The sequence below is a fragment of the Pseudomonas sp. HR96 genome (genome assembly GCF_034059295.1).
GTDB lineage: Bacteria > Pseudomonadota > Gammaproteobacteria > Pseudomonadales > Pseudomonadaceae > Aquipseudomonas.
In genome coordinates this window covers 225,414-238,194 of record NZ_CP139141.1, presented here as the reverse complement: position 1 = coordinate 238,194, position 12,781 = coordinate 225,414, and the positions used below count along the sequence as shown (strand labels likewise).

The 12,781-nt window shown below is 60.0% G+C and carries 10 protein-coding genes, 2 tRNA genes and 1 rRNA gene; 8 read left to right on the top strand and 5 right to left on the bottom strand.

The features are described from left to right. Positions 1 to 241: 241 nt before the first annotated feature. The 5 genes from SFA35_RS01120 to SFA35_RS01100 all read right to left on the bottom strand — a co-directional run bounded on the left by SFA35_RS01120 (position 242) and on the right by SFA35_RS01100 (position 5,081). Positions 242 to 317 (bottom strand) — tRNA-Ala (locus SFA35_RS01120). A gap of 30 nt (positions 318 to 347) precedes the next feature. After that, positions 348 to 424 (bottom strand) — tRNA-Ile (locus SFA35_RS01115). Positions 425 to 546: 122 nt separating this feature from the next. Continuing rightward, positions 547 to 2,083, bottom strand: a 16S ribosomal RNA gene (locus SFA35_RS01110). A gap of 564 nt (positions 2,084 to 2,647) precedes the next feature. After that, complete coding sequence (locus tag SFA35_RS01105) at positions 2,648 to 3,868, bottom strand: CaiB/BaiF CoA-transferase family protein (protein WP_320574283.1); 1,221 nt, start codon at positions 3,866 to 3,868, stop codon at positions 2,648 to 2,650. A gap of 31 nt (positions 3,869 to 3,899) precedes the next feature. Further along, positions 3,900 to 5,081, bottom strand: a complete 1,182-nt coding sequence (locus SFA35_RS01100; RefSeq protein ID WP_320574281.1) for an acyl-CoA dehydrogenase — start codon at positions 5,079 to 5,081, stop codon at positions 3,900 to 3,902. 155 nt (positions 5,082 to 5,236) lie between these two features. Between SFA35_RS01100 and SFA35_RS01095 the strand changes: the two genes are divergently transcribed. The 8 genes from SFA35_RS01095 to SFA35_RS01060 all read left to right on the top strand — a co-directional run bounded on the left by SFA35_RS01095 (position 5,237) and on the right by SFA35_RS01060 (position 12,760). After that, positions 5,237 to 6,163, top strand: a complete 927-nt coding sequence (locus SFA35_RS01095; RefSeq protein ID WP_320574278.1) for a LysR family transcriptional regulator — start codon at positions 5,237 to 5,239, stop codon at positions 6,161 to 6,163. A gap of 395 nt (positions 6,164 to 6,558) precedes the next feature. Beyond that, on the top strand, positions 6,559 to 7,680 hold the full coding sequence (locus tag SFA35_RS01090) for a Re/Si-specific NAD(P)(+) transhydrogenase subunit alpha (protein WP_320574277.1): 1,122 nt from the start codon (positions 6,559 to 6,561) through the stop codon (positions 7,678 to 7,680). Positions 7,681 to 7,691: 11 nt separating this feature from the next. Beyond that, complete coding sequence (locus SFA35_RS01085; protein ID WP_320574275.1) at positions 7,692 to 8,018, top strand: NAD(P) transhydrogenase subunit alpha; 327 nt, start codon at positions 7,692 to 7,694, stop codon at positions 8,016 to 8,018. Beyond that, a complete protein-coding gene (locus SFA35_RS01080) occupies positions 8,015 to 9,463 on the top strand; it encodes an NAD(P)(+) transhydrogenase (Re/Si-specific) subunit beta (protein WP_320574272.1) in 1,449 nt (482 codons plus the stop codon). The genes SFA35_RS01085 and SFA35_RS01080 overlap by 4 nt, the downstream gene beginning before the upstream one ends. A gap of 225 nt (positions 9,464 to 9,688) precedes the next feature. Then, on the top strand, positions 9,689 to 11,182 hold the full coding sequence (locus tag SFA35_RS01075) for an acetyl-CoA hydrolase/transferase family protein (protein WP_320574270.1): 1,494 nt from the start codon (positions 9,689 to 9,691) through the stop codon (positions 11,180 to 11,182). Between the two features lie 332 nt (positions 11,183 to 11,514). Beyond that, on the top strand, positions 11,515 to 11,730 hold the full coding sequence (locus SFA35_RS01070; RefSeq protein ID WP_320574268.1) for a DUF1127 domain-containing protein: 216 nt from the start codon (positions 11,515 to 11,517) through the stop codon (positions 11,728 to 11,730). Positions 11,731 to 12,040: 310 nt separating this feature from the next. After that, positions 12,041 to 12,358 carry a DUF2388 domain-containing protein gene (locus tag SFA35_RS01065; RefSeq protein ID WP_320574266.1) on the top strand — a complete coding sequence of 106 codons (318 nt, stop codon included), beginning with the start codon at positions 12,041 to 12,043 and terminating at the stop codon, positions 12,356 to 12,358. Between the two features lie 111 nt (positions 12,359 to 12,469). After that, positions 12,470 to 12,760, top strand: a complete 291-nt coding sequence (locus tag SFA35_RS01060) for a DUF2388 domain-containing protein (protein WP_320574264.1) — start codon at positions 12,470 to 12,472, stop codon at positions 12,758 to 12,760. Positions 12,761 to 12,781: the final 21 nt, after the last annotated feature.

The window sequence follows — 12,781 nt, the reverse complement described above, 5'->3', positions numbered from 1 at the left end:
AGCAATCTGGTTATACTGTGAAGACGACATTCGCCGAAAATTTGCTTTCTCAAGTCAATTGAGAGTAACTCACAAATTTTACCTTAGCCTGAACAACACCAGTGAAAGTGTCATCCAGTCTATACTTCTATCACATACCTAAATTTTTAAAGAACGATCTAGTCAAAGACTAGAAATCAACATTCACTCATCAATCATCTGATGGAATGCTCATTTCTAAGCTTTAAGGCAGAAGCAGTAATGGTGGAGCCAAACGGGATCGAACCGTTGACCTCCTGCGTGCAAGGCAGGCGCTCTCCCAGCTGAGCTATGGCCCCGTATCTCTACAGGCGTTTCCCACACAAAATTGGTGGGTCTGGGCAGATTCGAACTGCCGACCTCACCCTTATCAGGGGTGCGCTCTAACCAACTGAGCTACAGACCCAATTTCGAGCTTGTAGCCGTTAGCGTGAGCTATCAGCTTGGAGCATAAAGCTGCTTCTATCGTCTTCTTCAATGAATCAAGCAATTCGTGTGGGTGCTCATGAAACAGATGATGTCGTCGATTAAGGAGGTGATCCAGCCGCAGGTTCCCCTACGGCTACCTTGTTACGACTTCACCCCAGTCATGAATCACACCGTGGTAACCGTCCTCCCGAAGGTTAGACTAGCTACTTCTGGTGCAACCCACTCCCATGGTGTGACGGGCGGTGTGTACAAGGCCCGGGAACGTATTCACCGCGACATTCTGATTCGCGATTACTAGCGATTCCGACTTCACGCAGTCGAGTTGCAGACTGCGATCCGGACTACGATCGGTTTTGTGAGATTAGCTCCACCTCGCGGCTTGGCGACCCTCTGTACCGACCATTGTAGCACGTGTGTAGCCCAGGCCGTAAGGGCCATGATGACTTGACGTCATCCCCACCTTCCTCCGGTTTGTCACCGGCAGTCTCCTTAGAGTGCCCACCATAACGTGCTGGTAACTAAGGACAAGGGTTGCGCTCGTTACGGGACTTAACCCAACATCTCACGACACGAGCTGACGACAGCCATGCAGCACCTGTCTCAATGTTCCCGAAGGCACCAATCCATCTCTGGAAAGTTCATTGGATGTCAAGGCCTGGTAAGGTTCTTCGCGTTGCTTCGAATTAAACCACATGCTCCACCGCTTGTGCGGGCCCCCGTCAATTCATTTGAGTTTTAACCTTGCGGCCGTACTCCCCAGGCGGTCAACTTAATGCGTTAGCTGCGCCACTAAGAGTTCAAGACTCCCAACGGCTAGTTGACATCGTTTACGGCGTGGACTACCAGGGTATCTAATCCTGTTTGCTCCCCACGCTTTCGCACCTCAGTGTCAGTATGAGTCCAGGTGGTCGCCTTCGCCACTGGTGTTCCTTCCTATATCTACGCATTTCACCGCTACACAGGAAATTCCACCACCCTCTACCCTACTCTAGCTTGCCAGTTTTGGATGCAGTTCCCAGGTTGAGCCCGGGGATTTCACATTCAACTTAACAAACCACCTACGCGCGCTTTACGCCCAGTAATTCCGATTAACGCTTGCACCCTCTGTATTACCGCGGCTGCTGGCACAGAGTTAGCCGGTGCTTATTCTGTCGGTAACGTCAAAATTGCTTCGTATTAGGAAACAACCCTTCCTCCCAACTTAAAGTGCTTTACAATCCGAAGACCTTCTTCACACACGCGGCATGGCTGGATCAGGCTTTCGCCCATTGTCCAATATTCCCCACTGCTGCCTCCCGTAGGAGTCTGGACCGTGTCTCAGTTCCAGTGTGACTGATCATCCTCTCAGACCAGTTACGGATCGTCGCCTTGGTGAGCCATTACCCCACCAACTAGCTAATCCGACCTAGGCTCATCTGATAGCGCAAGGCCCGAAGGTCCCCTGCTTTCTCCCGTAGGACGTATGCGGTATTAGCGTTCCTTTCGAAACGTTGTCCCCCACTACCAGGCAGATTCCTAGGCATTACTCACCCGTCCGCCGCTGAATCGAAGAGCAAGCTCTTCTCATCCGCTCGACTTGCATGTGTTAGGCCTGCCGCCAGCGTTCAATCTGAGCCATGATCAAACTCTTCAGTTCAATACTGCATGGGTTTTGAGAAAACCCTAAACTTGGCTCAGCAATCGTTGGTTACATCTTTGATTTCTCGCGGAGTAACTTGTGATGCTGATAATCTAGTGACGATCAGTCTTATCTCACAAGCACCCACACGAATTGCTTGATTCAGTTGTTAAAGAGCGGTTGGTTGATTCTTTCGTCTCAACCGAGGCGCGCATTCTACGCTTTCCTCAGAGTCTGTCAAGCGTTTATTTTGAAGTTTTTAACGACAATCTCGTTAAGAACCAAACACTTGACTCGCTTCGATCTCTCGTCAGCGGGAGGCGAATTCTACAGCGTTTCAAACCGCTGTCAACCACCTTTTTTCACCGCTTTCGATCGCCAGACCCAAGCCCGCATCGAAGCACCACCTCGCTGCTTACTTCGGTTAACTCATTGAATCTCAAGGAGTTTTCCGTTTCGTCTGCGCCGGAAGTGGGGCGAATTATAGAGAGATCTCAGGTGGCGTCAACCGCTATTTTCAAGAAATCCCAAAATAACTCTACTCAGCCCACTCCCCTCTATATAGAGAGACGCAGCGAAGCCTTACAGCACCCCAGCCGTTTGCAGCTCCAGCACCTGCACGTCCGTCAACCCCAGCACCTGGCGCAGCACATCCCCGGTGTGCTCACCGAGCAAAGGCGGCGCCAGGCGATACTCCACTGGCGTTCGCGAGAGGCGCAGGGGGCTAGCCACCTGCGCCACGCTGCCGGCAAGGGCATGTGGCAGCTGCACCGCCAGCTGCCGCGCCTGCACCTGCGGATCGGCGAACACCTGGGCCAGATCATTGATCGGCCCACAGGGCACTCCAACCGCTTCCAGTTGCGTGACCCATTGAGCGGTGGTCTTGAACACGGTGGCCTGGCGAATCAGTGGAATCAGCGCCTGCCGATTCGCCACGCGCAAACTGTTGCTGCAAAAGCGCGGGTCGTCCGCCCATTGCGGCTGCCCCGCTACTTCAGCGAAGCGGCGGAACTGGGTGTCGTTGCCCACGGTGAGAATGAAGTCGCCGTCGGCCGTGGGAAAGTCCTGATACGGCACGATATTGGGGTGAGCGTTGCCCAGGCGCTGGGGCGCGACGCCCGTGGTCAGATAATTCATTGCCTGGTTGGCCAGGCAGGCGACCTGTACATCCAGCAGCGCCATATCAATGTGCTGGCCCAGGCCGCTGCGCTCGCGATCCGTGACTGCCGCAAGGATCGCCACGCTGGCGTGCAGCCCGGTGAGGATGTCGGTCAAGGCCACACCCACCTTGACCGGCCCGGCGCCCTCTTCGCAGTCCGCGCGCCCGGTCAGGCTCATCAAGCCACCCAGACCCTGGATCATGAAGTCGTAACCCGCCCGCTTGGCATAGGGACCCGTCTGGCCGAAGCCAGTGATCGAGCAGTAGATCAGCCGCGGGTTGCTTTCCTTGAGCGCCCCATAGTCCAGCCCATAGGCCGCCAGCCCACCTACCTTGAAGTTTTCCAGGAGGATGTCCGACTGCGCGGCCAGCTCGCGAACCAGTTGCTGCCCGCGCGGCTGGGTAAAGTCAATGGTCACTGAACGCTTGTTGCGGTTGGCCGACAGGTAATAGGCCGCCTCGCTGGTATCGCGCCCGTCGGCACCACGCAGGAAAGGTGGCCCCCAGGCGCGGGTATCATCGCCCTTGCCCGGCCGCTCGACCTTTATCACGTCGGCCCCAAGGTCGGCGAGCATCTGTCCCGCCCATGGCCCGGCCAACACCCGCGAGAGGTCCAGCACCCGTAGATGCGACAACGCCCCCATGCCTCACTCCTTCTCTATATAGAGGGACTGCTCAATAGAACGCCTGGATACCGGTCTGCGCGCGACCAAGGATCAGCGCGTGCACGTCATGGGTGCCCTCATAGGTGTTCACCACCTCGAGATTGACCAGGTGCCGGGCAATGCCGAACTCGTCGGAGATACCATTGCCGCCGAGCATGTCCCGGGCCATGCGCGCGATGTCCAGCGACTTGCCGCACGAGTTGCGCTTCATGATGGAAGTGATCTCCACCGCCGCCGTGCCTTCGTCCTTCATTCGCCCCAAGCGCAGACACCCCTGCAAGGCCAAGGTGATTTCGGTCTGCATGTCGGCGAGTTTTTTCTGAATCAGCTGGTTGGCGGCCAGAGGCCGGCCGAACTGCTGACGGTCGAGGGTGTACTGGCGCGCCGTGTGCCAGCAGAACTCGGCAGCACCCAAGGCGCCCCAGGAGATGCCATAGCGTGCCGAATTCAGGCAGGTGAACGGCCCCTTGAGCCCGCGCACTTGAGGAAAGATGTTCTCCTCGGGAACGAACACGTTGTCCATGACGATTTCGCCGGTAATTGACGCGCGCAGACCGACCTTGCCATGGATAGCCGGTGCACTGAGGCCCTGCCAACCTTTCTCGAGCACGAAGCCGCGGATGTCGCCGGCGTCGTCCTTGCCCCACACCACGAAGACGTCGGCGATCGGGCTGTTGGTGATCCACATCTTGCTGCCGCTAAGGCGATAGCCGCCGTCGACCTTGCGCGCTCGGGTGATCATGTTGCCGGGGTCGGAGCCATGGTTCGGCTCGGTCAAGCCGAAGCAGCCGATCCATTCGCCGCTGGCCAGCTTCGGCAGGTACTTCTGCTTCTGCGCCTCGCTGCCGAATTCGTTGATCGGCACCATGACCAGGGAAGACTGCACGCTCATCATCGAGCGGTAGCCGGAGTCGACGCGCTCCACCTCGCGGGCGATCAGGCCATAGCAAACGTAGTTGAGGCCACTGCCGCCGTATTGCTCGGGAATGGTCGCGCCGAGCAGGCCAACTTCGCCCATCTCGCGGAAGATGGCTGGGTCGGTGCGCTCATGACGAAAGGCTTCGAGCACCCGCGGTGCCAGCTTGTCGTCGGCGAACTGCTGAGCGCTGTCACGCACCATGCGCTCCTCTTCAGTGAGCTGCTGGTCGAGCAGGAGCGGGTCGATCCAGTTGAAGCTGGCTTTGGCACCCATGGGGCAATTCCTCGAGTCATGACAGGACAATGACTTCATCCTAGGCGCCCGAGGGTGAACCGACAAACGAGGATTTCGCACGCTGTTGTGCTAGTTTCTCACTCCGTAACAGGCATCACGCCGCCTGTAGCCAACCACGAGTGAGGGGTTTGTACATGCGCCGCAAGATACCCAGTACCACCGGGCTGGTCTGCTTCGAAGCGGCGGCCCGCCACGAGAGCTTTACCAAGGCGGCGCTTGAGCTGTCGCTGACCCAGGGTGCAGTGTGTCGGCAAATCGCCAGCCTTGAAGAATTTCTCAATGTCGAGCTGTTTCGCCGCTCCCGGCGCGGGGTAAAGCTCACCGAAGCTGGCCTGTCCTACAGCCGCCGGGTCGCCGCGCAGCTGGATGCGGTCGAGCGCGACACGCTTTCGGTGATGGGCCAGCAAGGCACCAACACTCTGGAACTGGCGGTGGTACCCACCTTCGGCACCCAATGGCTGCTGCCCAGGCTCAAGCACTTCCAGACCGAGCATCCCGAGGTCACGGTCAACCTGACCAACCGTACCCGGCCGTTCCTGTTCGCCGACACCACCTTCGATGCCGCCATCTACTTCGGCGACGCCGACTGGTCCGGCACTCAGGCCTTTCGCCTGATGGAAGAGCGCCCGGTACCGGTTTGCAGCCCGGCACTGCTGGCCGGCCACGACAGGCTCGACGCAACAGCGCTGGCCATGTTGCCGCTGCTGCAGCAGAGCACGCGCCCCTATGCCTGGCGGCAATGGTTCGGCTCGCTGGGCCTGAATGTGCCACGGGACATGACAGGGCCGCGCCTGGAGCTATTCTCCATGCTGGCCCAAGCTGCGATGCACGATATGGGCGTGGCGCTGATTCCGCCTTTCCTGATCAGCGATCCGCTGGCCCAAGGTCGCTTGGTGATCGCCAACGGCCATGCGTTGCCGAGCGACAAGGCGTATTACCTGATGCTGCCCGAGCGCAAGCTCGAATCGGCCTCATTGTCGGCTTTTCGTCATTGGCTGTTGGCCCAAGCGGCCGACTACAACGCTCAGGATCAAGCCGCCCAAACAGTCCTGACTTCGTAGTCAGGAAATCAATTTGCCTACAGATATAACTAAATGGCGCATATCGATAAACTGTACGGCGACTGTGCAAAATTCGCTACAGGCCCCTGTGGCCGGGCGCTACAGGCCATTTCAAGCTCATGTGCAGAATAATATTTGCGACAGAGTAAAAAGCCTCGAAACCTGGCGCAAAGCCTTTATCCACAAGGCTTTCGCGGCGTCCTGTGCGGCAAACGGTCACAGGGTGACTTGTAGTTAATTATCCGTCACGCATCATATCTTCTTGAACCCCTCGGCAAAAGGCCTGCAAAATGCCGCGCCCCGCCTGCATTCAGGCGGTGTCGTGCTGATCGGCGCCCCAGCGAACCATCCGCAGCTCGCTGGTTAATTCAACAAGATCACGCAGGAGAATTGACGTGCACATTGGTGTTCCTCTCGAAACACAAACGGGCGAGACACGGGTTGCCGCCACCCCGGAAACCATCAAGAAATTGATCGGCCAGGGGCACAAGGTTACGGTCCAGAGTGGCGCCGGCGTTCTTGCCAGCGTTACCGACAGTGCCTATGAAGCGGCGGGCGCAACCATCGGGAGCGCCAGCGATGCATTCGGGGCCGAGCTGGTTCTGAAGGTCAACGCACCCTATGACAACGAGCTGAGCTTGATCAAACCCGGCACGGTGCTGGTCGGCATGCTCAACCCCTTCAACAATGAAGTCATCGCTCGCATGGCCGAGTGCGGCATCACTGCATTCGCCCTCGAAGCCGCGCCGCGCACCTCAAGGGCCCAAAGCCTGGACGTGCTGTCGTCGCAGGCCAACATCGCCGGCTACAAGGCGGTGTTGCTGGCGGCCCACCACTATCCGCGCTTCATGCCCATGCTGATGACCGCCGCAGGTACCGTGAAGGCTGCACGCGTGCTGATCCTGGGTGCCGGCGTGGCCGGGCTGCAGGCCATCGCCACGGCCAAGCGCCTGGGCGCGGTGATCGAGGCCTCGGACGTACGCCCGGCGGTGAAGGAGCAGATCGAGTCGCTCGGCGCCAAGTTCATCGACGTGCCCTACGAGACTGACGAAGAGCGCGAATGCGCAGTCGGGGTCGGCGGCTACGCGCGCCCCATGCCGGCCAGCTGGATGCAGCGCCAGGCCCAGGCGGTACATGAACGTGCCAGGCAGGCCGACATCGTCATCACCACCGCGCTGATTCCCGGCCGCAAGGCGCCGACGCTGCTCAGCGCCGACACGGTTGCGCAGATGAAGCCCGGCTCGGTGGTCATCGACCTGGCAGCGCTGCAGGGCGGCAATTGCCCGCTGACCGTGGCTGACCAGGTCGTCGTCAGCAATGGCGTGACCATCGTCGGCCCGACCAACCTGCCGGCCCAGGTGGGTGCCGACGCCTCGGCGCTGTATGCACGCAACCTGCTGGACTTCATGAAGCTGGTGTTCGACAAGGACGGCCAGTTCCAGATCAACCTTGAAGACGACATCGTCGCTGCCTGCCTGATGTGCCGCGACCACCAGGTCGTGCGCAAGAACGGCTGAGGATAACAACAATGGAAGACATGCTGATCTCTCACGGCATCTACAACCTGATCATCTTCGTGCTGGCCATCTACGTTGGCTACCACGTGGTGTGGAACGTCACCCCGGCCCTGCACACCCCGCTGATGGCCGTGACCAACGCCATTTCCGCCATCGTCATCGTCGGTGCCATGCTGGCCGCCGCCCTGACCGTGACGCCGCTGGGCAAGGTCATGGGCACCCTGGCCGTGGCCCTGGCCGCCGTCAATGTGTTCGGTGGCTTCCTGGTCACCCGGCGCATGCTGGAAATGTTCAAGAAAAAAGCTCCGAAAGCGAAGGACGAGGCTGCCAAACAATGAGCATGAACCTGGTAACCCTGCTCTACCTGATCGCCTCGGTGTGTTTCATCCAGGCGCTCAAGGGCCTGTCGCATCCGACCACGTCGCGGCGCGGCAACCTGTTCGGCATGGTCGGCATGACCCTGGCCGTGCTCACCACCATCGGCCTGATCTACAAACTGGCGGCATTGTCGCTGGGCGCTGGCGGTGCAACCGCCGGGATCGGCTACGTGATCGTCGGCCTGCTGGTCGGTGGCACCGTGGGCTCGATCATGGCCAAGCGCGTCGAGATGACCAAGATGCCCGAACTGGTGGCGTTCATGCACAGCATGATCGGCCTGGCGGCGGTGTTCATTGCCATTGCCGCCGTGGTCGAGCCGCAATCATTGGGTATCGTCGCGCAACTGGGCGACGCCATCCCCACCGGCAACCGCCTGGAGTTGTTCCTCGGTGCGGCGATCGGTGCCATCACCTTCTCCGGTTCGGTGATCGCTTTCGGCAAGCTGTCGGGCAAGTACAAGTTCCGCCTGTTCCAAGGTGCGCCGGTACAGTTCACCGGCCAGCACAAGCTGAACCTGTTGATCGGCCTCGGCGCGCTGGCCTGCGGCCTGGTGTTCATGTTCACCGGCAGCTACGAAGCCTTCGGCATCATGCTGGCCCTGGCCTTCGTGCTCGGCGTGTTGCTGATCATCCCGATCGGTGGCGCCGACATGCCGGTGGTGGTGTCGATGCTCAACAGCTACTCCGGCTGGGCAGCGGCCGGTATCGGTTTCTCGCTGAACAACTCGATGCTGATCATTGCCGGCTCGCTGGTAGGCTCCTCGGGCGCGATCCTCTCGTACATCATGTGCAAGGCGATGAACCGCTCGTTCTTCAACGTCATCGGCGGCGGCTTCGGCGCCGTAGCTGACGCCGGCCCGGCGGGCGCCAAGGAGGCTCGCCCGGTGAAATCCGGGTCGGCCGACGACGCGACCTTCCTGCTGACCAACGCCGACACCGTGATCATCGTCCCCGGCTATGGCCTGGCGGTGGCGCGTGCCCAGCATGCCCTGAAGGAGCTGACCGAGAAGCTGACCCACGCCGGCGTGACCGTGAAGTACGCGATCCACCCGGTGGCCGGGCGCATGCCGGGGCACATGAACGTATTGCTGGCCGAGGCCGAAGTGCCGTACGACCAGGTGTTCGAAATGGACGACATCAACTCCGAGTTCGGCCAGGCCGACGTGGTGCTGGTGCTGGGCGCCAACGACGTGGTCAACCCGGCCGCGAAGAACGATCCCAAGTCGCCGATTGCCGGCATGCCGATCCTGGAAGCCTTCAAGGCCAAGACCATCATCGTCAACAAGCGCTCCATGGCCAGCGGCTATGCCGGGCTGGACAACGAACTGTTCTACCTGGACAAGACCATGATGGTCTTCGGTGACGCGAAGAAGGTCATCGAGGACATGGTCAAGGCCGTCGAGTAAGCCCCGCCGCCAGGGCAGAATGTGTGAGGGGGCGTAGCCCCCGATCTATTGATTTCAGGATCAAGATCGGGGCTGCACCCCTTCGTACTTTCAACCCCTCACTTTTGCCCATCCTGCAAAACAGTTTTACCCCACACCCCCCGCCGATTCGACCTTGGTCTTGGGCCGGGCCCCGTGCGGAGTCTCTAGACTCCCCTGCTGGCTCACCATGACCGAGAAAACACCATGTACCACGACCGTATCCGCCTGGCCTCCCTGCACAGCAAGATCATGAGCGCGGCCGAAGCCGCAGCGTTGATCGAAGACGGCATGACCGTTGGCATGAGCGGCTTCACCCGCGCCGGCGAAGCCAAGGCGGTGCCTCAGGCGCTGGCCGCCCGCGCGCGCATCACCCCCTTGCAGATCAGCCTGATGACCGGCGCCAGTCTGGGCAACGACCTGGACAAGCAACTGACCGAAGCCGGCGTGCTGGCCCGGCGCATGCCCTTTCAGGTCGACAGCACCCTGCGCCGGGCGATCAACGACGGTCAGGTGATGTTCATCGACCAGCACCTCTCCGACACGGTCGAGCAACCGCTCAACCGCCAGATCAAGGCCGTCGACCTGGCCGTGATCGAGTGCGTGGCCATCACCGAGCAGGGCCACCTGGTGCTGAGCAGTTCGGTGGGCAACTCGGCCAGCTTCGCCATCCTCGCCAGCCAGGTCATCGTCGAGATCAACCTTGCCCAACCCCTCGAGCTAGAGGGCCTGCACGATGTGTACATCCCCAGCTATCGCCCCACCCGCCTGCCGATACCAGTGCTCAAGGCCGATACCCGCATCGGCAACAGCGCCGTGCAGATCGACCCGGCCAAAATAGTCGGCATCGTCATCAGCGACCAGCCCGACTCACCTTCAACTGTACTGCCACCGGACGGCGACACCCAGGCCATAGCCCGCCATCTGGTGGATTTCTTCAAGGGCGAGGTCACCGCCGGCCGCCTGCAGAACAACCTGATGCCGTTGCAGGCGGGTATCGGCAGCATCGCCAACGCGGTGATGCATGGCCTGCTCGACTCGCCGTTCGACGACCTGACCATGTACTCGGAGGTGTTGCAGGACTCGACCTTCGACCTGTTCGACAGCGGCAAGCTAAGCTTCGCCTCTGCAAGCTCCATCACCCTCTCGGCACAAAAATACGGCAACGTGTTCAACGACTTCAGCCGCTACAAATCGCGGCTGGTGTTGCGCCCCCAAGAGATTTCCAACCACCCCGAGGTCATTCGCCGGCTGGGGATCATCGCCATCAATACGGCGCTGGAGTTCGACATCTACGGCAACGTCAACTCCACCCATGTGTGCGGTACGCGGATGATGAATGGCATCGGCGGCTCTGGCGACTTCGCCCGCAACGCCCACCTTGCCATCTTCGTCAGCAAGTCGATCGCCAAAGGCGGCGCGATCTCCAGCGTGGTGCCGATGGTCAGCCATGTCGACCACACCGAGCATGACGTCGATATCCTCGTCACCGAGCAGGGCCTGGCCGATCTGCGCGGCCTCGCACCCCGTGAGCGGGCCCGTACGATCATCGCCCACTGCGTCCACCCGGACTATCGCGCAGCGCTGCAGGCTTACCTCGACGCAGCGTGCGCCAAGGGTGGCCACACCCCCCACGTGCTGCGCGATGCATTGCAGTGGCACAGCAACCTGGAAGACACCGGGCGGATGCTGGCCGGCTAAGGCATTTTTACAGAACCCTGCAATACAGTTGGCGGGGCGACGCGCGTCAAAACCGCCAAAGTGAAAAAACTGTACTGCTGTACTGGTTTAAAAGCCGCCATTCCCCATCACACACTGGCGCAAAAAAGCAAAAATGCACCATAAACGTGCAGACCCGTACAGTTTGCTCAATATGAGGTCAAACAGTACTGCAAAATACTTAACTGGAGCAGCGCAATACAAGTGAACTGTGTATAGGGAAAAGCCCGTCAGGAGCGGATCATTAGCACCAGACAAAACACTTTTCTCACTTGCAACTCACTATTCCCGCCACAAGCGGAAGGACGTACACCATGGAACGTACCCTCAGTTCCGACTCGCTGTTTCAAGATAGCTCCTCTTCCTCGAAAGCCTCGCTGCCACTGCGCATGCTGGCCAACCTGATGCTTTGGCAGCGCCGCCTGTCCAGCCGCCATCAGCTGGCCCGTCTGGATGCTCGTCTGCTGGCCGATGCCGGTATCAGCGAATCCCAGCGTTTCGAAGAGCTGAGCAAGCCGTTCTGGCGTTGATGGAGGCCTGCTGGCTCCCAGGCTGAATGGCCGTAATGCCAGCACCTTGCGCTCCAGACCCAAAAAACCCGTCGCGGCAACGCTGACGGGTTTTTTGTTGTCGATCTTTCGAGAGCCGCAGGCAATGCCACACCTTTACGCCGCCGCCTGAGTAGACCTGTACAGTTTTCATTTTTAATTTATGTCGCAGTACAGTCGCGCTGCCGGGAAACTTCCCGAGATGACATTGTCTGAAGTCGGCTGCCCTGTACGGACAAGCGCGCCGTGCGCGCTGTACCATCGCCTCCTCCCTTTTGCCTCCGGAGTTACCATGCGCCGATCCCGCCTGTTTGGCACCGCGCTGCTGCTTGCCCTGGCCTCGAATGCCCATGCTTCGAGCTTCGTCGTCACCACCAACGCTATCGTCGATGCTGTGGACGCCTCCAGCCGAGCCACTTCGCGTGTCTCCTCCTCTCTGCACGACAACAAGATCGTGCTGCAGGCCAAGGATGACGCGGCCAGCTTCGTCGCCAGCAACGGCGACATCCGCGGCGTCAAACTGGAAAGCGCGCTGGCCTACCTGCGTGCGCAGATGCCGCAAAGCAAGGCCACCGATGGCGAATTGGCCGAGGCCATCCTGGCCATTTGAGGTCTGGCCCAGGGTGGTGGCAGATTAAAGTTGTTACATCTGGCGACGGGCTATGGTCCGAGTCGGCGGCATCCGCTAAGTTGGCCGCAGGTTTCAACGCTCAGGAGTCGCATGCGTTATCTGTCATTGCTGTTAGTGATTGCCTGGGCCGGCCCCGCGCTGGCCTTCGACACCACCACCCAGGGCCTCGTCGCCAGCGGCTACGTGACCAGCAAGGTGACCACCGCGCCATTCGATCGCAAGCTGCTGCTTGCCGCGCAGGACGATGCTGCCGCTTTCGTCGCCAGTGACGGTAGACTGCGTGGCGCTCGCCTGGAGTCGGCGCTGGTCCATCTGCGCAGCGCGCAACCCGGCCTGGCGGCCAGCGACCTTGAACTGGCACAGGCAATTCTCGTCCAATAATTCCCCGCTCAACATCGTATC

Coding starts and splice junctions, on each gene's coding strand:
- SFA35_RS01095 (WP_320574278.1), top strand. CDS start 5,237: ATGCGCCGCAAGATACCCAGTACCACCGGGCTGGTCTGCTTCGAAGCG.
- SFA35_RS01060 (WP_320574264.1), top strand. CDS start 12,470: ATGCGTTATCTGTCATTGCTGTTAGTGATTGCCTGGGCCGGCCCCGCG.
- SFA35_RS01080 (WP_320574272.1), top strand. CDS start 8,015: ATGAGCATGAACCTGGTAACCCTGCTCTACCTGATCGCCTCGGTGTGT.
- SFA35_RS01075 (WP_320574270.1), top strand. CDS start 9,689: ATGTACCACGACCGTATCCGCCTGGCCTCCCTGCACAGCAAGATCATG.
- SFA35_RS01065 (WP_320574266.1), top strand. CDS start 12,041: ATGCGCCGATCCCGCCTGTTTGGCACCGCGCTGCTGCTTGCCCTGGCC.
- SFA35_RS01085 (WP_320574275.1), top strand. CDS start 7,692: ATGGAAGACATGCTGATCTCTCACGGCATCTACAACCTGATCATCTTC.
- SFA35_RS01100 (WP_320574281.1), bottom strand. CDS start 5,081: ATGGGTGCCAAAGCCAGCTTCAACTGGATCGACCCGCTCCTGCTCGAC.
- SFA35_RS01105 (WP_320574283.1), bottom strand. CDS start 3,868: ATGGGGGCGTTGTCGCATCTACGGGTGCTGGACCTCTCGCGGGTGTTG.
- SFA35_RS01070 (WP_320574268.1), top strand. CDS start 11,515: ATGGAACGTACCCTCAGTTCCGACTCGCTGTTTCAAGATAGCTCCTCT.